Source organism: Bosea sp. ANAM02 (assembly GCF_011764485.1).
Taxonomy (GTDB): domain Bacteria; phylum Pseudomonadota; class Alphaproteobacteria; order Rhizobiales; family Beijerinckiaceae; genus Allobosea.
This window is the reverse complement of record NZ_AP022848.1, coordinates 2108608-2130545: the sequence shown is the minus strand read 5'-3', so window position 1 is coordinate 2130545 and position 21938 is coordinate 2108608. Positions and strand designations below refer to the sequence as shown.

General features: G+C 67.3%; 20 protein-coding genes. 9 read left to right on the top strand and 11 right to left on the bottom strand.

Features of this window, described 5'->3' with window-relative positions; all coding sequences use genetic code 11:
* Positions 1-83 precede the first annotated feature (83 nt).
* From OCUBac02_RS10225 to flaF, 5 genes are all read left to right on the top strand, one after another.
* Positions 84-536, top strand: a complete 453-nt coding sequence (locus OCUBac02_RS10225) for a hypothetical protein (protein WP_173045390.1) — start codon at positions 84-86, stop codon at positions 534-536.
* Positions 537-816: 280 nt separating this feature from the next.
* Positions 817-2142 (top strand): flagellin N-terminal helical domain-containing protein, encoded by a 1326-nt coding sequence (locus tag OCUBac02_RS10220; protein WP_173045388.1) that lies wholly within the window; start codon positions 817-819, stop codon positions 2140-2142.
* A gap of 204 nt (positions 2143-2346) precedes the next feature.
* The gene (locus tag OCUBac02_RS10215; protein ID WP_173045386.1) at positions 2347-3681 is read left to right on the top strand and encodes a flagellin N-terminal helical domain-containing protein; all 1335 of its coding nucleotides are present in this window, start codon (positions 2347-2349) and stop codon (positions 3679-3681) included.
* A gap of 49 nt (positions 3682-3730) precedes the next feature.
* A complete protein-coding gene (flbT, locus tag OCUBac02_RS10210) occupies positions 3731-4123 on the top strand; it encodes a flagellar biosynthesis repressor FlbT (protein ID WP_047577967.1) in 393 nt (130 codons plus the stop codon).
* A complete protein-coding gene (flaF, locus tag OCUBac02_RS10205; RefSeq protein WP_047577970.1) occupies positions 4107-4478 on the top strand; it encodes a flagellar biosynthesis regulator FlaF in 372 nt (123 codons plus the stop codon). Before flbT ends, flaF begins: the two co-directional genes overlap by 17 nt.
* Positions 4479-4670: 192 nt before the next feature.
* Here flaF and OCUBac02_RS10200 read toward each other — a convergent pair whose 3' ends face one another.
* The 7 genes from OCUBac02_RS10200 to OCUBac02_RS10170 form a co-directional block, all read right to left on the bottom strand.
* Entirely contained in the window at positions 4671-6188 is a 1518-nt protein-coding gene (locus OCUBac02_RS10200; protein ID WP_173045384.1) for a flagellin, read from the bottom strand.
* Between the two features lie 7 nt (positions 6189-6195).
* A complete protein-coding gene (gene flgK / locus OCUBac02_RS10195; RefSeq protein ID WP_173045382.1) occupies positions 6196-8067 on the bottom strand; it encodes a flagellar hook-associated protein FlgK in 1872 nt (623 codons plus the stop codon).
* A gap of 59 nt (positions 8068-8126) precedes the next feature.
* Positions 8127-9527 carry a flagellar hook protein FlgE gene (locus OCUBac02_RS10190; RefSeq protein WP_173045381.1) on the bottom strand — a complete coding sequence of 467 codons (1401 nt, stop codon included), beginning with the start codon at positions 9525-9527 and terminating at the stop codon, positions 8127-8129.
* Positions 9528-9705: 178 nt separating this feature from the next.
* Complete coding sequence (locus OCUBac02_RS10185) at positions 9706-10716, bottom strand: YcjF family protein (RefSeq protein WP_173045379.1); 1011 nt, start codon at positions 10714-10716, stop codon at positions 9706-9708.
* A gap of 13 nt (positions 10717-10729) precedes the next feature.
* A complete protein-coding gene (locus OCUBac02_RS10180) occupies positions 10730-12175 on the bottom strand; it encodes a YcjX family GTP-binding protein (RefSeq protein ID WP_173045377.1) in 1446 nt (481 codons plus the stop codon).
* A gap of 55 nt (positions 12176-12230) precedes the next feature.
* Positions 12231-12758, bottom strand: coding sequence for a SixA phosphatase family protein (locus OCUBac02_RS10175; RefSeq protein ID WP_047582710.1), 528 nt, complete (start codon positions 12756-12758; stop codon positions 12231-12233).
* A 243-nt stretch (positions 12759-13001) separates the two neighbouring features.
* Entirely contained in the window at positions 13002-13847 is an 846-nt protein-coding gene (locus tag OCUBac02_RS10170) for an AAA family ATPase (protein WP_173045375.1), read from the bottom strand.
* 218 nt (positions 13848-14065) lie between these two features.
* Here OCUBac02_RS10170 and OCUBac02_RS10165 point away from each other — a divergent pair, with 218 nt between their 5' ends.
* A complete protein-coding gene (locus OCUBac02_RS10165; protein ID WP_173045373.1) occupies positions 14066-15859 on the top strand; it encodes a cation:proton antiporter domain-containing protein in 1794 nt (597 codons plus the stop codon).
* Here the strand turns inward: OCUBac02_RS10165 and OCUBac02_RS10160 are convergent.
* Positions 15795-16907, bottom strand: coding sequence for a glycosyltransferase family 4 protein (locus OCUBac02_RS10160; protein ID WP_173045371.1), 1113 nt, complete (start codon positions 16905-16907; stop codon positions 15795-15797). The genes OCUBac02_RS10165 and OCUBac02_RS10160 overlap by 65 nt on opposite strands.
* Positions 16907-17737, bottom strand: coding sequence for a UDP-2,3-diacylglucosamine diphosphatase (locus tag OCUBac02_RS10155; RefSeq protein WP_047580179.1), 831 nt, complete (start codon positions 17735-17737; stop codon positions 16907-16909). The genes OCUBac02_RS10160 and OCUBac02_RS10155 overlap by 1 nt, the downstream gene beginning before the upstream one ends.
* Positions 17738-17865: 128 nt before the next feature.
* Between OCUBac02_RS10155 and OCUBac02_RS10150 the strand changes: the two genes are divergently transcribed.
* From OCUBac02_RS10150 to OCUBac02_RS10140, 3 genes are all read left to right on the top strand, one after another.
* Positions 17866-18645, top strand: a complete 780-nt coding sequence (locus OCUBac02_RS10150) for an SDR family oxidoreductase (protein ID WP_173045370.1) — start codon at positions 17866-17868, stop codon at positions 18643-18645.
* 308 nt (positions 18646-18953) lie between these two features.
* Positions 18954-19877, top strand: coding sequence for a DMT family transporter (locus OCUBac02_RS10145; RefSeq protein WP_173045368.1), 924 nt, complete (start codon positions 18954-18956; stop codon positions 19875-19877).
* Between the two features lie 99 nt (positions 19878-19976).
* Entirely contained in the window at positions 19977-20597 is a 621-nt protein-coding gene (locus OCUBac02_RS10140) for a helix-turn-helix domain-containing protein (RefSeq protein WP_047580928.1), read from the top strand.
* Here OCUBac02_RS10140 and OCUBac02_RS10135 read toward each other — a convergent pair.
* Positions 20575-20784, bottom strand: coding sequence for a hypothetical protein (locus OCUBac02_RS10135; protein WP_173045366.1), 210 nt, complete (start codon positions 20782-20784; stop codon positions 20575-20577). The two genes, OCUBac02_RS10140 and OCUBac02_RS10135, sit on opposite strands and share 23 nt — an antisense overlap.
* Positions 20785-20818: 34 nt before the next feature.
* Positions 20819-21754 (bottom strand): c-type cytochrome, encoded by a 936-nt coding sequence (locus OCUBac02_RS10130; RefSeq protein WP_465247780.1) that lies wholly within the window; start codon positions 21752-21754, stop codon positions 20819-20821.
* Positions 21755-21938 lie beyond the last annotated feature (184 nt).

Here is a 21938-nt window from a genome sequence, read left to right as displayed (position 1 = left end):
CACCGTCGGGTAGCCGCGTCCTGCTCCCGGCACCGGACGAGAGCGGCGCGACGGCGCCGAGCACGACTCCAGAAGGAGTGGACATGGATTTTGGCAACGCACCCAGGCTCGCGGCCGTGACCGCCGCGTCGCCCGTCTCCCGCTCTGACGTCACGGCCCACGCCGGCAGCGTCGCCGTGGACCTCCCTCCCGAAAAGACCGTGCAATCGGCTTCGGCCGGTTCGGCCGTCAATGTCGAGGTGCGCGCCGAGACACGCGACGCCCAGAGCCGCGCCGATGGCGAGCGTCGCGCCCGGGCCAACGCCCAGAACAATCGCGAGGCGGTCCGCACGACCGACGAAACCGTCGAGCGCAAGCTGATCATCGATCCGCAGACGCGCGCCATCGTGCTGCAGAAGAAGGATCTGCAGACCGGCGAGACGATCTCGCAATTGCCGGACGAGACGCTCCTGAAACTGCGCGCCTATTCGCGCGAGCTCAGCGAGCGGGCCCGCGAGACCGAGGAGCCCCCCCACCAGATCGAGCGAACCGCCTGACGAGGCTCCTGCCCGCCACCGCATCTGCAAACCGCCCGCCCCTGCGCGGGCGGTTTGCGTTTGAGCCTTCGCAAACGGGCTTCGGAAAGCCCGCCGATCAGCCGGCCTGTCCGTGCCGGGCACGTTAGGAGCCGCTTAACCATGCTCCGACAAGCCGGCGGTCCGCTCTAATTCGACGGCTGAAATTTACCGGTTGTTACGGGCTGGCGCAGCAGGGTCGCCCCGTCCTGGCCAGAACGGCCTGGGCGCCAGAAGGCTCCATACCAGAAGGTAATCACAAATGGCCGTCTCTCTCTCCTCCGGCGTGCGTAACAACCTGGCGTCGCTTCAGTCGACCCAGTCCCAGGCTCTGGCGATCCAGAACCGTCTCGCCACCGGCAAGCGGGTCAACTCCGCGATCGACAACCCCGTCAACTTCTTCACCGCCGCCTCGCTGAATGATCGTTCGAGCCAGCTCACCGGCCTGCTCGACGGCATCTCGAACGGCATCCAGACCATCCAGGCTGCCTCCAAGGGCATCGACGGCGTCACCAAGCTGGTGAATTCGCTGCAGTCGACGATCAAGCAGGCCCAGGCCGACGCGGCCCAGAACCGCCCGACCAAGGCCGGCACGGCCCTCTCCACCCAGGCGGAAGTCATCGCCACCAGCAAGAGCCTGAAGGACATCGCGCTCGACAAGCGTATCGGCGGCGCCGACGCGGTCGCTGACGCGGCCACCGCCTCTTCGGCCGGCGACATCGGCATCGACACCTCGACCAACAATGTCGGCGCCCTGTCGATCCAGGTCGGCAGCACGACCTATGAGGCCTCGTTCTCGATCACGGCCGGCACCACCGTCCGCGACCTCGTCAACGAGATCAACAAGTCGGGCCTGGTTACGGCCTTCGTCGACGAGAAGGGCCAGCTCAACGTCAAGGGCACCGGCTCGGAGACCGTCGATTTCGGCTTCGGCGTCGGCGCTGACGCGGCTGCCGCCACCACCGCTGCCCAGGGCGGCTCGGGCAACACCGCCATCGGCTTCGCTGCTGCGGACGCCGTCGTCGGAACCTCGGGCATCACGTCTTCGGGCATCACCTCCGCCGTCCGCTCCAATCTGATCGACCAGTACAACGATCTGCGCACCAAGATCGACGACCTGGCCAAGGATTCGGGCTTCAACGGCATCAATCTGCTCGGTGGCGACCGCCTGTCGATCGTGTTCAACGAGAAGACCGGCAAGAACCAGACCAAGCTCGACGTGCAGGGCACCTCGCTGACCTCGGACAATCTCGGTATCGTCCAGGCTGGCAACACCCAGCTCGCCGGCACCACCAACTTCCAGAACGACTCCGATCTGGAAGCCGCCACCAAGTCGCTGACCGGCGCGCTGACCTCGCTGAAGTCGCTGGCTTCGACCTTCGGCGCCAACCTCTCGGTCGCCCAGACCCGCCAGGACTTCACCAAGGACATGGCGAGCGTCCTGACGACGGGTGCCGACAACCTGACCAACGCCGACGTCAACTCCGAGGCCGCCTCCCTGCTCGCGCTGCAGACCCGTCAGCAGCTCGCCCAGACGGCGCTCTCGCTGGCGAACCAGGCCGATCAGGGCGTCCTGCGCCTGTTCTGATCTTCGGTCCGCAGGAGCGGATCAGCCCGCAGAACGCGGGACGAAGCAAAAGAGCGGCGGAGCCGAAAGGCTCCGCCGCTTTTCGTTTGGGCGCGACTAACCGCGACTTCGTCCGCAATTAACCTTTTGTTATCCCTAACAAGTGATGATCACCCCTGAAATCAGGTTGCATCGCGCCGGAGTCGCGCGTTCAGGGGACCGAAGATGGCCAGCACGATCCTTTCCAACGGTGTCCGCAACAATCTGCTGACCCTTCAGCAGACCACCGCGCAGCAGGGCGTGATCCAGAACCGCCTCGCCACGGGCCGCAAGGTCAACTCGGCGATCGACAACCCGGTCAACTACTTCACCGCCGCCTCGCTGAGTGATCGGTCGAGCCAGCTCACCGGCCTGCTGGACGGCATCTCGAACGGCATCCAGACCATCCAGTCCGCATCCAAGGGCATCGACGGCATCACCAAGCTGGTCCAGTCGCTGCAGTCGACGATCAAGCAGGCCCAGGCCGACGCGGCCCAGAACCGCCCGACCAAGGCCGGCACGACCCTCGCCACGGCGGCTGAGACGGCCGTGACCAGCAAGAGCCTGAAGGACGTCGCCCTCGACAAGCTGATCGGCGCCCCCGGCGCCGCTGCCCCGGTCGCCGCAACCGCCTCGTCGCCCGGCCATCTCGGCATCGATACCACCACGAATACCAACGCCGCCTTCTCGATCACCGTCGGTTCCGACACCTATGAGGCGAGCATCCCGCTGACGGCGACCACGACGGTTCGCGACATCGTCAACGAGATCAACAAGTCGGGACTGGTCACGGCCTTCGTCGACGAAAAGGGCCAGCTCAACGTCAAGGGCAAGGGCTCGGAGACCGTCGATTTCGGCTTCGGCGTCGGCAATGCCGGTCCGGCGGCCATCACCGCCGCCCAGGGCGGCGGCAGCAACACCGTCATCGGCTTTCTGGCGGCCGACGCCGCCGTCGGCACCTCGAGCATCACCTCGTCGAACATCACCTCGGCAGTGCGCTCGAATCTGATCGATCAGTTCAACGATCTGCGCAACCAGATCAACGATCTCGCCAAGGATGCGAGCTATAACGGCATCAATCTTCTCGCCGGCGACCGTCTGTCGATCGTCTTCAACGAGAAGACCGGCCGCAACCAGACCAAGCTCGACATCCAGGGCTCCAACCTCACGGCCGACAATCTCGGCATCTCGCAGGCGGTCAACACGCAGCTCGCCGGCTTCATCAACTTCCAGAACGACGCCGATCTCGAAAAGGCCACGGCCGCCCTCACCGGCGCCCTGACCTCGCTGAAATCGCTGGCCTCGACGCTGGGCTCGAACCTCTCGGTCGCCCAGACCCGCCAGGACTTCACCAAGGAGCTGGCCAACGTCCTGACCACCGGCGCGGGCAATCTCGTGCTGGCCGATCCGAACGAGGAAGGCGCGAGCCTGCTCGCCCTCAACACCCGCCAGCAGCTCTCGCAGACCGCGCTGTCGCTGGCGAACCAGGCCGACCAGGGCGTGCTCCGGCTGTTCGGCTGACGCCGAAGACGCCGCCCGCCCTCCCCTCCAGCCAGAAGGCAGGACCGACATGGCTCTCAAGGTCGAGCTCAAGCCGCGCGAACGCATCATCATCGGTCAGGTGGTGATCCGCAACGACGAGCAGCGCACGCGCTTCTTCATCGAAGGCGACGCGCCCATCCTGCGCGAGAAGGATATCCTGACCGCCGCGACGGCCGACAGCCCGGCCAAGAAGATCTACCTCGCCATCCAGCTCATGTATCTGGCGCAGGATCCGACGCTCGAGCACGAGACCTATTTCCAGCTCGTGCGCGACTTCGTCAATGCGGCACCCAGCGCTCTGCCGCATGTTCACGAGATCAATAACCGCATCTTAAGCGACGATCTCTATAAGGCTCTCAAGGCTGCCAGAAAGCTGATCGCCTACGAAGCGGAACTGATCGAGAATGCAAAACGGGTTTAACGCCTACGCCGCCGCTGCCAAGACAGCCCAGTCCGTCGTTTCGCCCCGCGAGCTCGAAGCCTCCCTCCTGATCAAGGCTGCCACCCGGCTTCAGGCCGTCGTCGACGACTGGGGCCAGCGCGAACGCGACCTCGACGAGGCGCTGACCTATAACCGCCGCCTCTGGACCCTGCTGGTCTCCGCCGTGATCGCCGAGGACAATCCGCTTCCGGTCGGCATCAAGACCAACATCATCAGCCTCGCCAATTTCATCTTCAACCAGACCTTCAGGATCTCGTCCGATCCGCAGCCGCAGTCGCTGGGCGTCCTGGTCAACATCAACCGCGATATCGCAGCCGGCCTGCGCGGGCGCTGAGACTCCTTCTCCTGTCTCCCGAAGCCACCAGAAACGAAAGCGCCGCCCTGTCGGGCGGCATTTTCGTTTTGGGAGGAGCTTGCGGGACCGTGCCTGGAGCACGAAGGCGTCACCCCGTTGTACTTCCAATGTGAATCCACTCCCGGGTCAAGCCCGAGATGACGCCGCGGTTCAGAGAGAAATCAGGACTGATCAGAGATAATTGGTCAGCGACAACTTGGAGAGCATCGAGGTGACCTGGTAGCTCGCCTGCAGTTGCGTCTGCAAGGCGAGGATCTGAGTCGCGACCTCTTCCGTCGTGACGTTCTCGACACCGGCGAGGGTCGTGGTGAGATAGTCCTTGGTGCTCTGGTGGCGCTCCTTGGCATTGGAGAGCGCTGACTGCGCAGAGCCCAGTTCGGTGATGATCTCCGCCGGCTTCTGGGTCGCGCCGCCAAAGCCCAACTTCTCGCCGACACGCGCCGCCATGGCCTCGTAGCGGGCCTGTGAATTGGCGTCGCCGGCCGGAAAGTTCTCCACGGCCATGATCGCGAACTGGGCCAGGCCGACGCGGAAGCTTTCCTCGTTGGCCCGTGCGCCGGTACCGACGGTCTGGCCCTGGTCGACCTGGACCGTTGCGGTATTGCGCGCCGGATCCGCGCCGTCGTCGCCGCGATACCAGATCACCGTGGTCGCGGCGGCGCCGGCATTGGTCGGCGGCAGGGTCGCGGTGTCGAAAGGCGGGCCGGGAACCCGGTTGGGCGGGTTGTTCGGGCTGCCGGCGAAAAAATCCTGAGCCGCGACCTGCGAGGAGGCCGCCGAGAGCGTGGTCTTCGCCTCCTTGCCGAGCGCAGCGCCGATCGCGGTCCGCAGATTGGCAGCCGTGGCATTGGCGTCGATCCCGATCTCGAAGCTATCGGTATCCGCGCCCGTGGTGCCGGCTGCCCGCGCGGTCAGTTCGACCTCCTCCTGCGTCCCGTCGGGCAGGTTGAGCAGGATGCGCACGGTGTCGCCGGCCGCGGGCTGGGTGGCGACGTTGACGGACACATCGGCCGGCGGCCCGGGATTGAAGGCCGTCGCCAGCGCGGCCGAGCTGCCGGTGATGCCGGCGATCTTGAAGCCGTAGGGGTGGAGCGTCGCCTCCTCCGCGATGGTCGCCGTCGTGCCGGCGCCGCCCACGGTGAGCCGGCCCTGGCCGGAGCCGAGATCGGCCTGCCGGCGCTCGTCGATCAATTGCCTCAGCCCGGCCTTGCCGGCGCCGTCGCCATTGATGATCTCGTTGTATCCCAGCGCCGGCTGGGTGTCCGAGGTCTTGCCCGAGAAGAGATAGCGTCCGTTGACCTCGATATTCAGCAGGTCGAGCGTCTGCTTGAACTTCTCCTCCGCCAGGACCTGCGGCGAGGAGCGGCCGCTGGAGCTCGGCACATAGCTGTTGGAGCGCGTATCGTTGCGGGTCTCGTTGGCGAGCTTGGTGAAATTCTCGACCGAGGCGATCTGCAGCTTGAGATTGACGCTGGAGAGATCGATGCCGCTCAGCCAGGAATCGATCTGCGAGATCTTGCCGTTGATGTCGAGGCTGACGCGCCGGTCGATGCCGAGATCGCCATAGCTGGTGCTGCGCTGCTTGGTATCGAGCTGGCGCTGGAGATCGTCGAACTGGGCCCGTGTCGAGACGAACTCGTTGGGCTTGGCCGCGCGATAGGCGCCGGTGCCGTAGCTGGTGATGGTCATCGCGGCCTCACACTCTCATCAGCACGTCCATCATCTCCTTCATCGTGGAGATGATGCGGGCGTTGGCGGCATAGGCGGTCTGGAGTTCGATCAGCATCGACATTTCCTGGTCGACATTGACCTGCGACGTCGCCTGGAAGCGGCTCTGGATCGAAGCGAGCGCGACCTGCTGGCCTTCGTCCAGGCGCTTGGCGGCCTCGACAGCCTGCCCCTGCGAGGAGACCACGCGCTGGACGAAATTCGCCACCGTCGTGCTCGTGCTCGCGGTATTGCCGTCGGGCCCGGACGCATTGGTGAAGGCGCGCTGGCTCTGCGTCAGCCGGTCCAGCATGAATTGCGGCCGCGTGGCGTCGCCCTGCGCCGTCGCCGGCGAGGTGTTGTAGGCGACCAGCAGCGAACGATCGGCGACCAGGGCCGGGTTGACCGTGATCCGGGCAGCAAATCCCATCGTCTGGGAGCCGCCGTCATAGGACCCGGTGAAGGCGCTCCCCGACGGTCCGTCGACGAAAAACGGCAGCTCGACCGCACCGCCCGCCGACGCCAGGACCGAATTGGTCGGCCGGGCCGTGAGGCCGACCACGTCGCGCGTGCCGGCCGCGCCGTCGTCGACGATGCGCAGCGTCGAGCCGGTATTCGAGACCGTGAAGCCCGTGCCCACCGCAGCCTGAATCTGGGCGGCGACGGAAGCCGGGCCGCCCGAGAAATCGATGCCGATGACGCGGTTGTTGGCATCCCCGCTCGCCGAGGCCGGCAGCGGCAGCGATGCCGCGGAATCGACGCGCACGAAGGTGAAGCGCTGGGTCTGGCCGCCGGGCGTGACCTTGTAGTCGAGCGTGACCGAATTGCCGGATTGCAGCCCGGTGAGATCCACATCGAAGCCCGTCGCCGCTCCCGCCGTGGCGGGCGTCCCGGCAATCTCGCGGTCGGAGAGCGCCTTCGACATCTGCGCGGCGATCTCGTCGAGCTGCGCCTGCGCCTGGACCAGGGTCTTGTCGCGCAATTCGAGATTGGCGGCGATCTCGCCCGAGCGGAAGATGCGGTTGGCGACAGCGTCCGAGGCGTTGCCGGACGCGTCGATGATCTTGATCGTGCCGACCCCGCGCTTGGCGGGGTCGATGTCCCACTGATCGTCCGGCCCCAGGCCGGGATGCTCGTCGAACTTGAAGGTGACGGCCGCCGTCCCGTCGAAGAGCTGCGTTCCCGAGCCGGTCACGACGCTGACGGAGCCGCGCGCGTCCTCGGTCGTCTTGATGTCCACATATTGCGACAGCTCCGACAGGATCAGGTCGCGCTGGTCCTTCAGGGCCGCGGTCGCGCTGTCGTTCGGGCTGCCGACGATCCGGGTATTGACCTTGGACAGCGCCCCCAGCAGGTCGTTGACCTTGGTGACGGCGCTGGCGATGCCGGTCTCGGCCTGGCTGCGCAAGGCCTGCACGCCGTTGGAGAGCGTATTGAGCTGGCGGGCAAGCTGCGTCGCGTTGTCGATCACCTGCGAGCGCAGGCTGTAGGACGACGGGTCGTTCTGGAGCGACTGCAGCGCGCTCGTGAACTTGTTGAAGATCGTGTCCAGCGCCGTGGAGCTGCCGGGCGCGCCATAGAGCTTGTCGAGATTGGACAGCGCGCTCGCGCGGGTCGACGTGTAGGCGGCGCCCGAAGCCTCCTGCCAGAGCTGATGCTGGACGATCTTGTCGAGCAGGCGCTGGACCTGCGTGCTCTGCACGCCGATGGTCAGCCCGGTCAGGCTGTCCGCAGTCGAGACCGTACGCCGGACATAGCCCGTCGTTCCCGCATTGGCGACGTTCTGCGAAACGACGCCGATGCCGACCTGCGCGGCGTTGAGGCCGCCGATCGCCGTGCTCAGGGAAGTACTCAGGCCCATCGTCAACTCCTGTTGCGAGAAGCGGCCCTTCTGGGCCGCAGCTTAGGCAGACGCGTCGTTCAGCGGATGATGTTGAACACCGCGCTCAGCATCTCCTGGGCGGTGGTGATGACCTTGGTATTGGCCGAGTAGGCCTGCTGCGTGACGATCATCTTGGAGAACTCGTCGGCGATGTCGGTGTTCGACTGCTCGACGCTGCCGCCGACCATCTGCGAGGTACCCAGACCGATGATCGGCGGGCCGGATTCGATCGTCTCCTCGAAGGCGCCGCCATCGAGCCGCTTCAGCGAATTGTCGGCGTTGAAGCGGGCGACCGAGACCTGCGCCAGCGCCACGACCTGACCGTTGCTGAAGGTGCCGATCACCTGGCCTTCGGCCGAGACCGAGACGCGGTCGAGCGTGCCGGCGGTGTAGCCGTCCTGCCGGATGCTGCGTGCGTCGATCTGGCCGCTGACATCGCCGTTCTGGGTCACGCCGTTGCCGCCGGTCGTGAGGTTGATGCCGGTGATGGTGGTGCCGTTGATCGTCATCGTCGGCAGGGTGATGTCGCCGGTCGCCGGACTGACCATCTGGCCGGTGGTGCCGAAGGTGACATTCTGGCCGGCCTGGACATAGGCGACCTGCCCGGCGCCGGTGGCGCTGGTGTCCTGGGCCACGAACAGGCCCCAGGTGCCGGTCGTCGGCGGAACCGCCAGCGGGTCGCCGTTGTCGATCTTGCCCCAGCGCATCTCGACGCTGGTGGCCTTGCCGAGCGCGTCATAGACGGTGACCGAGCCACCGGGGATCGAGGTCGCCAGGAAGCTGCTGATATTGTTGCCCATCACGGCGGCGTTGCCGGCATAGGGGTTCGGCGCCACGCCCGCGGCCGTGACCGAGGCGGCATTGAGGAACTCGCTGCCGCCCTGCGTCTTCTGCGTCGTCGCGGGGACGGCCGGGATATTGGCGCGGTATTCGATCGAGGTCGTCGCCTTGGCCGGGAACTGTTCCTTGGTGATGCGCAGCACGTCCGGCTGCGTGCCGATGAGCTGGCCCGTCACCTGGTCGATCTTCAGGCCCTTGAGATAGTAGCCCGCGCCGTTGACCAGATAGCCGTTGGCGTCGAAGTCGAAATCGCCGCGCCGTGTATAGAGATTGGTGTTGGCGAACTGGGTGTTGGCGCCGACACCGCTGGCGCGCTGGTCGACCACGAAGAAGCCGTCGCCGTTGATCGCGATGTTGGTGTCGATGCGGGTCGGGTTGAGGTCACCCTGGATCGAGTTCGTCGCCTGGCTGAAGGCCTGGACCGAGCCGGCGACCTGCCGCCGCAGCGCCGCATCCGGCACGAGATCGGCGAAGGCGGTGTCGACGCGCTTGTAGCCCGCCGTCCGGGAGTTGGCGATGTTTCCGGAGATGTTCTCGAGCGCATAGGACTGCGCCGTCATTCCCGAAACCGCCGTGGTCAGCGCACTGAAAACACCCATGGAACCCTCACCTCGACCGGCAGCCCCCCAAGGGCGGCCCACAACTTTCGAGGCTGGTTCTGCATGGCGCGTGCCATGCAGGGCGCCGTGCTATTTCAAGGGGTTGGATCGTTTACGAAAGGTTTCGCGGCAGTCCGGGCCGGGCAGATTCGTCTCGTGCCGGCAGAATCTGCCGGGTTCAGGCCTCGTCTTCCCTGCCGCGCGCGCCACCGAGATCGCCCGCGACATCCGACAATGTCGGCGCCGCCGCCTCGACGAAGGGCAGCGGCCGGCAGACAGCGAGCGCGGCAAGCCCGATCCTGGCCGTCAGCATGCCGTTGATCACGCCCTCGCCGAGCTTGGCCGAGAGGCGCGCCGCCAGCCCCTGACCCACCACCTGCTGGATCAGGGCATCGCCCGCCGCCATGCCGCCGGTCAGGACGAGATGGTTCATCACCTGCCGTGCGAGCCTGAGCAGGCCGAGCGTGCCCGGCCGCCCGGCATAGATGCCGGCGATCGAGCGCAGCAGCCGCGCACAGGCGACCAGCACGAACACGACATCGACCAGCGCGCGAGGGCTCACCGCCGTCACCAGCGAGACCCTTCGCGCCGCCTGCGCGATCTGCGCCGTCGCCAGCGCATCGAGCGGCGCGAGCAGGCTGCGCTCCGCCACGGTCAGCATGTCGCGCGCCGCGAAGAGCTGCGGCAGCGCCTCCTCCAGGGTGGCGCGGCCCCGCGCCGTCTGCGCCCGCCCCTTGTAGAGCGCGACGAGTTCGCCCGCGATCGCCCGGCCCTCGTCGGGCGTGCCGCCGGCCAGCGCCGCGACGGCCCGCTCGCGCAAAGCCTCGACCTTGCGCTCGCGCAGGATGTCGCGCAGCACCCGCGCCAGCATGACCAGCAGCGCCAGCGCCGCGACCGCCGCACAGGCCAGCGCGGCATAGCCGAGCGCCGGGTTCTGGCTCATCAGCGATCGGATGGTGTTCTCGACCCAGACGCCGGCCGCCAGCGCCAGAAAGCCGGACAGGCCGGCCACGAACAGCGAACCCCAGGAAAAGCGCCGTTTGGCTTTTGCCGGAACGGCCGCAACCACGGCATCGATCGGCTCGCTTTCCGGCAGGATCGTGAGATCGCCCTGCCGCAGCGGCGCCTCGCCGACCGGTTCGCCCGGCTGCGGGCCGTCGAGGCGGATGGCGCGCGGTGCCTTGCTCATCGCGTCCCTCCTTTCATGCCAGCTTGTCGCCGATCAGGAACTCCAGTGCACGGTCGAGGCGGATCTGGGGTGGCGGCTTCAGGCGCCCGCCCGCGTCGGCTGCGACCAATGGCGGCCGGAAGCGCGGCGCCCTGACCTGCCAATGCGCCTTGGGATCGAAGATCGCCTCGGGCCGTTCGGGCAACTCGCCGGGGAAGATAGCCGCTTCCGCGATGCCGTCGAAGACCTGCCCGTCGATCGTCTCGCCCGCCTCCGGCACCCCGGCGATCGCCGGCAGTTCCTCGCGGCCTTCCTTGATCCGCACCTCATGCGTCGCCCGCACCGCCGCCAGCGCCATCGCCTCGACCGTCGCGCCCGCACCTTGTGCCCGCGACAGCGCCCGCCCGACCAGATGTGACATCACCGCCGCCAGCCGGTCATGGCTCGCATGGTGGATATGGTCGGCCTTGGTCGCGGCGAAGAGCACGCGCTCGATGCGCGGCGCGAACAGGCTCGTGAGCCAGGAATTGCGCCCGACCGAGAAGGCGGCGAGCGCCTGCCCCAAGGCGGTTTCGAGATCGGCGAGAGCCGGCGCACCAGCATCCAGCGCCGCCAGCACGTCGACCAGCACGATCTGCCGGTCGAGCCTGGCGAAATGGTCACGGAAGAACGGCGTCACCACGACGCGCTTATAGGCCTCGAAACGCTCCGCCATCAGCGCGGCGAGCGTGCCCGGCCGTACGTCCCGGTCATGGCCGAGATCCAGCGGCGCGAAGGTCAGCGCCGGCGAGCCTTCGAGGTCGCCGGGCATCAGGAAGCGCCCCGGCGGCGTCACCGCGACCGCCTCGGGATCGGCTCGCAAGCGAGCGAGATAGCCCTTGAACAGGTCGCTCGCGGCTTCCGCCGCAAGCTCGTCCGGCGCTCCGTCCGGGTCTCGCCCCGGCAGGTCGGCCAGCCACTCCGCCGCGGCCTCGCGCCGATGCGCCTTGCGGGCATCGGCCACCGCCTGCGCCGACCAGGCCTTGTAGTCCTGTCCGATCAGCGCGAGGTCGAGCAGCCATTCGCCGGGATAATCGACGATGTCGAGCGTCAGCGTCGCCGGCCCCTTGAACCAGCCGGCGGCGCGCTCGTAGTCGATCTCGATCCTGAGCTCGGAGATGCGTCGGGTCGATTCCGGCCAGCGCCGGTCAGGCCCGTTCATCGCGGCGCGATGCGCCTCATAGGGAAAGCGCGGCACGTCCGGATCGGGCTGCGGCACCAGTCGCACGCGGGCGATCCGTCCCTCGGACGACGCCTTCAGCACCGGCAGCTTGGCGCCTTCGATCAGGTTCTGGATCAACGCGGTGGTGAAGACCGTCTTGCCCGAGCGCGACAGCCCGGTGACGCCGATCCGCAGGCGCTGCCGGGCAAGCCCGAGCAGGCTGTCGCCGAAGGCGAGCGCTGCGTTGCGTGCGCTGTCGAGATAGGACGAGTCGCTCATAAGGCAGGAGCGCGAAGGAAGTGCCCGAGACCCGGTCGTAACACCGAAGGCTCGCTCATTCGTCCGGGCCTTCGCCGAGCGACCCCGGGGTCACGAAGCGGTCGAGCCGGCCTTCGCGCGCCGCGATTGCGTACCAGTGCTCGGTGGCGAAATCGATCACGGCCAGCCCACAGGTCGGGTATTTCTGGCTCATCCGCGCCGCCGCATAACGGTCGCCATGGCCGGTCAGAAGATGCGCCAGCTCCTCGAAGCCGGGATTATGGCCGATCAGCAGCAGCGTCCGGACATCGCCCTCGACCTCCTGAACGACGTCGAGCAGGCGCTCGACCTTGGCCTCGTAGATGCGCGGCTCGTATTGCGTCGCCGGCTTCTCGGGCAGCATCGGCGCGACCATCTCCCAGGTCTCGACGGTGCGCTTGGCCGGCGAGATCAGCACGAGATCGGGCAGGAGCAGTTCATCGGCGAGATAGCGCCCCATCACCGGGGCGGCCTCGCGCCCGCGCGCCGCAAGCGGGCGGTCGCGGTCGGCCACACCCGTGGGCCAGTGGGACTTGGCGTGGCGCAGAAGCATGAGGCGTCGCATGAACAGAACCTAGCGATGACGAGGCGATTTTGCGAGGGGGGCTCGGACAGCGCGGGGAACCCCTCTCCTGTAAGGAGAGGGGCAGGGGTGAGGTGTAGGCCCCTGGACCAGTTGCGCTGATTCTCACCGCAGCAGCGGTCAGGCCGACGCCTTGATTTCCAACGGCCTTCCCCTCACCCTGCCCTCTCCCTCCGGGAGAGGGTTCCCCGCGCTGAACGAGCGTCATCTACTGACGCCAGAGCCTCACCGGCTCTCGCGCCGGGCCATAAAGGCGAGCTTCTCGAAGAGCGAGACATCCTGCTCGTTCTTGAGCAGCGCCCCATGCAGCGGCGGGATCAGCTTGCGGGGATCGCGCTCGCGCAGCACCTCCGGCCCGATATCCTCGGCGACGAGCAGCTTCAGCCAGTCGAGCAATTCCGAGGTCGAGGGCTTCTTCTTGATGCCCGGCACCTCGCGCACCTCGAAGAACAGGCGCAGCGCCTCTTCCATCAAGCGCTTCTTGATGCCGGGGAAATGCACCTCGACGATCTGCTGCATCGTCTGCGCATCGGGGAAGCGGATATAGTGGAAGAAGCAGCGGCGCAGAAAGGCGTCCGGCAATTCCTTCTCGTTGTTGGAGGTGATGATCATCACCGGCCGCTGCGCCGCCTTGATCGTCTCGCCGGTCTCGTAGACGTGGAACTCCATGCGGTCGAGCTCGAGCAGCAGGTCGTTGGGGAACTCGATATCGGCCTTGTCGATCTCGTCGATCAGCAGCACCGGGCGGACGGGCGCGACGAAAGCCTCCCAGAGCTTGCCGCGCTTGATGTAGTTGCCGATCTCGGAGACGCGGGGGTCGCCGAGCTGGCTGTCGCGCAGGCGGCTCACCGCGTCGTATTCGTAGAGGCCCTGCTGCGCCTTGGTCGTCGACTTGATATGCCAGGTGATCAACGGCGCGCCGAGCGCCGCCGCGACCTCCTCGGCCAGCACCGTCTTGCCCGTGCCGGGCTCGCCCTTCACCAGCAGCGGACGCTCCAGCCGGATCGCGGCATTGACGGCGACGGTGAGATCCTCGGTCGCGACGTAGTTTTCGGTGCCGGCAAAGCGCATGGACGGTCCTTCTGAACGATTGGCCGGACGCTAGCCCATTCGCCTCGGACGCGGAAACCGGATTTTTTGCCCGAGGCATCCGAGCGCCGCCGCCTAAAGGCTCGCGCCGCAAGGCGAATTTCTGTCCGCCCGGACGATTCCAAGGTTGTGCTGCGCCGCCGCAAACCGCAAAGTTCGCAGGCCCATCCCTTCAACCCGCGAATCGCAAGGTCTGCCTTTTGGCCGGTACAGTCGACCCTTCCGCCTATCGAGACGTCGTCGTCGTGCTCGCCACGGCAGGCATCGTCGTGCCGATCGCCAAGACCCTGAAGATCAACTCGATCATCGCCTTCGTCGGCTGCGGCGCCCTGCTCGGTCCCTTCGGCCTCGGCGGCCTCGTCTCCAAGATTCCGCTGCTGAGCACGATCACCGTCTCGAACGCGGAGGCGCTGGCCGGCCCGGCCGAGCTCGGCGTCGCCTTCCTGCTCTTCGTCATCGGGCTGGAGCTTTCCTTCGAGCGCCTGATGACGATGAAGCGCCTCGTCTTCGGCCTCGGCCTCGGGCAGGTCGGGCTCTGCGCTGGGGCGATCGGGCTTTTCGCCTATGCGCTCGGCCAGCCGGCGGCGGCATCGCTCATCATCGGCTTCGGCCTCGCGCTGTCATCAACGGCCATGGTCGTCGAATTGCTGGCGGCGAAGAAGCGGATGACGACATCGGCCGGCCGCTCCAGTTTCGCGATCCTGCTCTGCCAGGACCTCGCGGTCATCCCGCTCCTGTTCCTGATCAGCGTGCTCGACGCGCAGAACGGCTCGGGCTCGCTGCTCGCAGGCCTGACCCAGGCCTTCATCCAGGCTTTTGTCGCGATCGCGATCATCGTCGTCATCGGCCGGCTGGCCTTGCGCCCGCTCTTCCGGCTGGTCGCCTCGACCGGTTCGACCGAGAGCTTCATGGCCGCGACGCTCCTGACCGCGCTCGGCACCGGCCTGATCGCCGCCGCCGCCGGCCTTTCGATGGGGCTCGGCGCCTTCATCGCCGGGCTGCTGCTCGCCGAGACCGAGTTCCGCCGTGCCATCGAGGTCACGATCGACCCGTTCAAGTCCCTGCTGATCGGCGTCTTCTTCCTCACCGTCGGCATGGGCGTGAACCCGGCCGATATCGCGGCCCATCCCTTCGCGATCCTGGGCGGCGCGGCGGGGCTCGTGCTGGTCAAGGGCATCATCATCTTCGGGCTCGCCCGCCGCTTCAGGCTTGCGACGGCGACCGCGCTTGAAACTGCGTTCCTGGTCGCGCCTGGCGGCGAGTTCGCCTTCGTGCTGCTCAATGCCGCGACCGGCGCCAGGCTGATCGATCCCGCCGCCACCGGCATCGTGCTGGCCTCGGTCTCGCTCACCATGGTCGCGCTGCCGCTGCTGGCGCGCATCGCCCGCAACCTCGCCCAGAAGCTCGCGACGCCGGTCACGCTGCCGGACGAGGCGGCCGTGCTGCCGCCGGACGATCATGCGCCCCGCGCCATCGTGGTCGGCGGCGGGCGCGTCGGGCGCCTCGTCGGCTCGATGCTGGACGAGCACGGCAAGTCGCATATCGTCATCGACTCCGACGCTTCGCTGATCACAGCGCAACGGCGCGCCGGGCGCCCGGCCTATTACGGCGACGCGACCAAGCCCGAATTCCTGCGCCTCTGCGGCCTGGATGAGGCGACGGCGCTGATCGTGACGATCGACAATCCGCGCGCCGTCGACGAAACCGTCCTCGCCGCGCGCTCGCTCAGGCCCGACATCGTCATCGTCGCGCGCGCCCGCGACGCCGCCCATGCCCGCCATCTCTACGAGATCGGCGTCAACGACGCGGTGCCGGAGACGATCGAAGCCAGCCTGCAATTGTCGGAAGCCGCCCTGGTCGGGCTCGGCGTGCCGATGGGCCTCGTCATCGCCTCGGTCCACGAGCGGCGCGACGGTTTCCGCGCCCAGCTCAAGCCGGCAGGCGCCGCGGCAGCCCGCGCCCTTCCCCGCCACGCCCGCTCGCGAAGGCTGTGAGCGTGATGGCGGCCGGCGCTTCCGGTTCGCGCGGGAAATAGCCGGCCTCGCGCGCCACCCGCCGGATATGCCCATAGAACTGCGCGGCGCTCGCCGCCCAGCTATGGCGCGCCGCCAGCTCCAGGCAGGCCTCGCGCGGGACTCTCAGCGCCTGCATCGCCGCGCTGCGCAGATCCTCGTCCAGCACCGCAGCCGCGCTGCCGGCGAAGACGTCGCGCGGCCCCTGCACCGGGAAAGCCGCGACGGGCAGGCCGCTCGCCGCCGCCTCCAGCAGCACGATGCCGAAAGTGTCGGTCAGGCTCGGGAAGACGAAGACGTCCGAGGAGGCATAGATCCCGGCCAGTTCCTCGCCTTCCTTCAGGCCGAGGAAGCGCGCTTCGGGAAAGGCACGCTCGAGATCGATCCGTGCCGGTCCGTCGCCGACCACGACCTTGCTGCCCGGCAGCTTGAGCGAGAGGAAGGCCTCGACATTCTTTTCGACCGCGACGCGCCCGACATAGAGGAAGATCGGCCGCGGCAGGTCGAGAAGGCTCTGCGGGCGCGGATGGAACAGCGAGAGATCGACGCCGCGCCCCCAGTGCACCAGATTCTCGAAGCCATGCTGGCGCAACTCCTCCTCCACCGTCGCGGTCGAGACCATGACGGCACGGGCGGGACCGTGGAAGCGGCGCAGCAGCCGGTAGCTCCAGCTTTCGGGGATCGGCCAGCGCGCCGCGATATATTGCGGGAAGCGCGTGTGGTAACTCGTGGTAAACGGTCGCTTCTGCGCGAGGCAGACCGCCCGTGTCAGCCAGCCGATCGGCCCCTCGGTCGCGATATGGATATGGTCCGGCGCGAAATCGGCGATCCGTGCGGCCAATGCCCGGCGCGTCGCCAGCGCGAGGCGGATATCCGGATAGCTCGGCAGGCCGACCTGATGGAAACCCTCCGGCGTCAGCGCCTGCGCCGTGATGCCGAGCGCAGGGGCCGCAGCGATCATCTGCTCCAGCGAGCGCACCACGCCGTTGACCTGCGGCCGCCAGGCATCGGTCGCGACGAGAACGCGCATCACGCCGCCTCGATCAGGTCCCGCACCGGGGCCGGCCGCGCCGACACCGTGACCGGCGCCGCCGGCGCGGTCTTCAGGCGGCCCTGCGGCCAGCGGATCAGTTCGAAGCGCCCGTCCTCGTGCTCGACGAAGGCCGTGCAGCTTTCGACCCAGTCGCCGGTATTGATATAGGTGAGACCGTCGATCTCGCGCTGGGCCGCATGGTGGATATGGCCGCAGATCACCCCGTCGGCTTTGTGGCGACGCGCCTCCGCGGCAAGGCAGCTCTCGAACTCGCCGATATAGTTCACCGCGTTCTTGACCTTGGCCTTGGCCCAGGCCGAGAGCGACCAGTGCGGCAGGCGCAGCACGCGGCGTACCCGGTTGATCGCCATGTTGAGCGCGAGCGCGACCGTGTAGGCCCAGTCGCCCAGCAGCGCGAGCCATTTGGCGTTGCGCACCACGAGGTCGAACAGGTCGCCATGGATGACGAGCATGCGCTTGCCGTCGGCGGTCTCGTGGACGATCTCGTCGACCAGGGTGATGCCGCCGAATTGCAGGCCGGTGAAATCGCGCAGGAAATCGTCGTGATTGCCGGTGACGTAGATCAGCTTCGAGCCCTTGCGCACCTTGCGCAGCAGCTTCTGGATCACGTCGTTATGCGTCTGCGGGAAGTACCAGCCGCTCTTCAGGCGCCAGCCGTCGATGATGTCGCCGACGAGATAGATCTGCGGCGCATCATAGGCGCGCAGGAACTCCAGCACGAGATCGGCCTGGGCCCCACGGGTGCCCAGATGCAGATCCGAGATGAAGATGCTGCGGACCCGCTTGCTGTTATCCTCGTCGCTCATGCCGGCCAGCCCCTGCTGCTGCGATGCGAGGGCCGTGTGTCTGATTTGCGTTGCGCTTTGATGACGGCGCGGCCAATCCGTGCTCAGGCTATGCGCCTCGCAGTTTGCGTCGCTGATCGGAGAACACCATGGATCTGGGAATTGCCGGCCGTACGGCCATCGTCTGCGCCTCCAGCAAGGGGCTGGGCCGCGGCTGCGCCGAAGCGCTGGCGCAGGCCGGCTGCACCGTCGTCATCAACGGCCGCGACGCCAGCACGCTTGAAGCGACCGCCGCCGCGATCCGCGCTTCGACCGGCGCGACCGTCGTCGCCGTCGTCGCCGACGTCTCGACCAGGGCCGGTCAGGATGCGCTGCTGGCGGCGGCGCCCAATCCCGACATCCTCGTCAACAACAATGGCGGCCCGCCGCCCAAGCCCTTCCGCCAGGTGACGCGCGACGGGTTGCTCGAAGGCGTCGTCCAGAACATGGCGACCCCGCTTGAGCTCGTGCAGCGCGTCATCGACGGCATGGTCGAGCGCGGCTTCGGCCGCATCGTCAACATCACCTCGGCGAGCGTCGTGACGCCGCTGACCGGGCTCGACGTCTCCTCGGCCGCGCGTGCCGGCCTCACCGCCTTCCTCTCGGGCGTCGCCCGCGAGGTGGCCCATGCCAACGTCACCATCAACAACATCCTGCCCGGCGTGTTCGACACCGACCGGATCAAGGTCGCGACCACCAAGGCCGCCGAGATGCAGGGCATCAGCATGGACGAAGCGGTAAAGCGCCGGCTCGCCGCGGTCCCCGCCGGGCGCCTCGGCACGCCTGACGAGTTCGGCAAGCTCTGCGCCTTCATCGCCAGCGCCCATGCCGGCTACCTCACCGGCCAGAACTTCCTGATCGACGGCGGCTCCTTCCGCGGTACGTTCTGAGGCCGCGCGCCTCCCCGCATCGTCATTCCGGGGCGGGGAGAAGGCCCGAGCCCGGAATCCAGAACCGATGCCGCACCCGCAGAACGCTGGCGCGATCGGTCTGCTTCACGACCGAGCGCAGCGATTCTGGATTCCGGGCTCATTGCTTCGCAATGCCCCGGAATGACGGCGTTTCGGCTTCCGCCCACCCCGCTCCCGCACCAATGGCCTATCCGGGTTGCAGAGTTCACGCTTCGCTTCCCGGGTTCGACATGCTCTAAGGAGCGACGGTTTCGCTCGAAACCGTCCCCCTGTTCCGGCCGCGCGCTTTGTCCCCTCTTCTCGGCATCACCCTCAAGCTGGTCTCGGCGCTGGCCTTCACGCTGATGTCGGCTGGCATCAAGTCGATCTCGACCCGCTATCCGACCGGCGAGATCGTCTTCGTCCGCTCCTTCTTCGCGATGATCCCGCTGCTCATCTGGTTGGCCTGGCGCTCGGAACTGCCGGCGGCCCTGAAGACCAGCAACCTGCGCGGCCATCTCAAGCGCGGCATCATGGGCTCGACGGGCATGTTCTGCGGCTTCGCGGCCCTGCAGTTCCTGCCGCTCTCGGAGGCCGTCGCGATCGGTTATGCAGCGCCGCTCGCCGTCGTGGTGCTGGCGGCGCTCGTCCTGAAGGAGCGCGTCCGCATCTATCGCTGGAGCGCGGTGACGATCGGCTTCGTCGGCGTGCTCATCATGCTCTCGCCGCATCTGGGCGCCGGCGCCCATCCCGTCGGCGGCAATGCTGCGCTCGGGGCCATGCTGGGGCTGGCCGGCGCGTTCTGCTCGGCCTTCGCCTCGGTCGAGGTGCGGCTCCTGACCGCGACCGAGCGCACCGGCGCGATCGTCTTCTATTTCATGCTGCTGACCAGCCTGCTCGGCCTCTCGACCATCCTGCTCGGCTGGAACACGCCCAACCTCCAGGATGCGGCGATGATGGTCCTGATCGGCATCCTCGGCGGGCTCGGCCAGATCCTGATCGTGCAGGCCTATCGCTATGGCGACGCCTCGCTGATCGCGCCTTTCGAATATTCGACGATGCTCTGGGCCGTCGCGATCGGCTGGTTCTGGTTCGGCGAATGGCCGGCGCTGGCGATCCTGATCGGCGCCACCATCGTCATCGTGTCCGGCATCTATGTCATCCTGCGCGAGCGCCAGCTCGGCCTCGCCCGCCGCGAGCAGCGCGAGGTCGGCCCCAGCCGCATGACCTGAGGATGAGCGAACCGCCGGCTCCGCGCCCGGCACAGTTCGCTTGTTCAAACGATCGTCCGCCGTTACAAACGACGCCACAGTCGAAAAGGGGCCGGACGGATGGGTATCGAGACCAAGGAGCGCGGCGGGCGGGAGCTTGAATCCGGGGCTCAGGTCATCTCCGGCCAGCTCGGCAAGACCATCCAGCGGCTGCGCAAGGCCTATAACTTCTCGCTCTCCGATTTGGCCGAGCAGTCCGGCGTCGCCAAGTCGATCATCAGCCAGATCGAGCGCAACGAAACCAACCCGACGCTGGCGACGATCTGGCGGCTGTCGCAGGCGCTCGACATTTCGATCGAGCGCGTCCTCTCCAGCGGCGAGGAAGAGCCCTTCATCGAGAAGACCACCCGCGCCGACACGCCGATCCTCGTCTCGGAGGACGGCAAGCTGCGCCTGGCCATCGTCGGCTGGATCAAGACGGTCGAGTGGCTGCAATGGTACGAGGTCAGCGCCGAGCCCGGCGGCGAGCTCGATTCCGAGGGCCATCAGCGCGGCTCGATCGAATCGCTCTCGGTCACATCCGGCGAATTCGAGGTCGAGGTCGGCGACATCATCCAGCGCGCCAAGGCGGGAGAGACCCTGCGCTATCGCTGCGACCGCCGCCACGTCGTCCGCTGCGTCGGCAACGAACCCGGCACCGCCCTGATGGTCTGCATCCTCAAGGCCGCGGTGATGGAATAGGCGGCAGCGCCGCCACCGGCGCGAGACGCTCCCGCAGGCCCGCGCGCCCCAGGACGATGTCGTGCCAATGCGGCGCGAAGAATGCCGACTGCAACAGCGCCGTCGACAGGCCGAGGTCTCGTTCCAGGTGCGCCGACCAGCCTTGCGGATCGGGATGCATGATCACGACGCCATCGACATCGACCATGAGGGCTTTGAATCACATCTTTCTGCCCGACGCGTCACGGCGCCTTGGCCTGCGGGCGCGCCGGCCCTTCGATGGCCGGCAGCGATTTCAGGTATTCCGCCATCGCCATGCGGTCGGTCTCGGGGAGTTGCGCGGTATTGCGCACGACCGCGGCCATCGAGCCGCCGACGCTGTCGAAGCTTGGGGTGAAGCCGGTCTTCAGCAATTCGGCGATCTCCTCCTTCGACCATTTCGCCAGCCCTTTCTCGGACTGGGTGATGTTCGGCACCCAGCCCTTGCCCTCCGGATCCGGCCCGCCGGCGAAGCGGGTCGCGGCGACGACGGCGCCGAGCGCATTGCGGTTGGAATGGCATTCCGCGCAATGGCCGGGGCCATTGACGAGATAGGCGCCGCGATTCCAGGCCTCGCTCTTGCTCGGATCCGGGCGGAAGGGCGCGCGTTCGAAGAACAGCAGCTTCCAGCCGCCGACCACCCGGCGGATGTTGAAGGGGAAGCGTAGGTCATGAGGAGCCGCCTTGCCCTCGACCGGCGGCAGGGTGCGGATATAGGCGAAGAGATCGGCCAGCGCCTTCGGCGGCATCAAGCGATAGGAGGTGTAGGGGAAGGACGGGTAGAGATGCTGCCCGGAAGGCGAGACGCCCGCCGCCATCGCATCGACGAAATCCTGCACGCCCCAATTGCCGATGCCGTCGCGCGTATGCGGCGAGATGTTCGGCGCATGGAAGGTGCCGAAGGGCGATTCCAGCGCGAGCCCGCCGCCGAGCCGGAGCTTGTCGTCCTGTCCGGGCGTCGCGTGGCAGGAGGTGCAGCCGCCGGCCGAAAACAGCACCTTGCCGTTCTCGACATCCGCCGCCGGCAGCGCGCCGATCTCCGGCGAGGGCGAAACCACGCGCGGATCGGTCAGTACGTAGAAGCCCGCCAGGCCCAGGACCGCAAGCAGGACGAGGGTCGCAAAAAGGCGGCGCAGCAACAGCATCGAGGTCTCCCGTCGGCAGGTCGACAGATTGGACGGGCCGGCCTCGCATCGGCAACCCTGAAAACGCAGCAATTCCAGACTGCGTCTTGGCATCCGGCGATGCCGTGTCGTCATTCTCGGGCGAAGCTAAGCGCAGACCCGAGAATCTCCGGCAGGAAGTGGCTCCAGAAGCTCCGTG

What these genes read in the sequence shown, in the direction of transcription:
- OCUBac02_RS10225 (WP_173045390.1), top strand. Translation starts at nt 84, where the DNA reads ATGGATTTTGGCAACGCACCCAGGCTCGCGGCCGTGACCGCCGCGTCG.
- OCUBac02_RS10220 (WP_173045388.1), top strand. Translation starts at nt 817, where the DNA reads ATGGCCGTCTCTCTCTCCTCCGGCGTGCGTAACAACCTGGCGTCGCTT.
- OCUBac02_RS10215 (WP_173045386.1), top strand. Translation starts at nt 2,347, where the DNA reads ATGGCCAGCACGATCCTTTCCAACGGTGTCCGCAACAATCTGCTGACC.
- flbT (WP_047577967.1), top strand. Translation starts at nt 3,731, where the DNA reads ATGGCTCTCAAGGTCGAGCTCAAGCCGCGCGAACGCATCATCATCGGT.
- flaF (WP_047577970.1), top strand. Translation starts at nt 4,107, where the DNA reads ATGCAAAACGGGTTTAACGCCTACGCCGCCGCTGCCAAGACAGCCCAG.
- OCUBac02_RS10200 (WP_173045384.1), bottom strand. Translation starts at nt 6,188, where the DNA reads ATGACCATCACCAGCTACGGCACCGGCGCCTATCGCGCGGCCAAGCCC.
- flgK (WP_173045382.1), bottom strand. Translation starts at nt 8,067, where the DNA reads ATGGGCCTGAGTACTTCCCTGAGCACGGCGATCGGCGGCCTCAACGCC.
- OCUBac02_RS10190 (WP_173045381.1), bottom strand. Translation starts at nt 9,527, where the DNA reads ATGGGTGTTTTCAGTGCGCTGACCACGGCGGTTTCGGGAATGACGGCG.
- OCUBac02_RS10185 (WP_173045379.1), bottom strand. Translation starts at nt 10,716, where the DNA reads ATGAGCAAGGCACCGCGCGCCATCCGCCTCGACGGCCCGCAGCCGGGC.
- OCUBac02_RS10180 (WP_173045377.1), bottom strand. Translation starts at nt 12,175, where the DNA reads ATGAGCGACTCGTCCTATCTCGACAGCGCACGCAACGCAGCGCTCGCC.
- OCUBac02_RS10175 (WP_047582710.1), bottom strand. Translation starts at nt 12,758, where the DNA reads ATGCGACGCCTCATGCTTCTGCGCCACGCCAAGTCCCACTGGCCCACG.
- OCUBac02_RS10170 (WP_173045375.1), bottom strand. Translation starts at nt 13,847, where the DNA reads ATGCGCTTTGCCGGCACCGAAAACTACGTCGCGACCGAGGATCTCACC.
- OCUBac02_RS10160 (WP_173045371.1), bottom strand. Translation starts at nt 16,907, where the DNA reads ATGCGCGTTCTCGTCGCGACCGATGCCTGGCGGCCGCAGGTCAACGGC.
- OCUBac02_RS10155 (WP_047580179.1), bottom strand. Translation starts at nt 17,737, where the DNA reads ATGAGCGACGAGGATAACAGCAAGCGGGTCCGCAGCATCTTCATCTCG.
- OCUBac02_RS10150 (WP_173045370.1), top strand. Translation starts at nt 17,866, where the DNA reads ATGGATCTGGGAATTGCCGGCCGTACGGCCATCGTCTGCGCCTCCAGC.
- OCUBac02_RS10140 (WP_047580928.1), top strand. Translation starts at nt 19,977, where the DNA reads ATGGGTATCGAGACCAAGGAGCGCGGCGGGCGGGAGCTTGAATCCGGG.
- OCUBac02_RS10135 (WP_173045366.1), bottom strand. Translation starts at nt 20,784, where the DNA reads ATGGTCGATGTCGATGGCGTCGTGATCATGCATCCCGATCCGCAAGGC.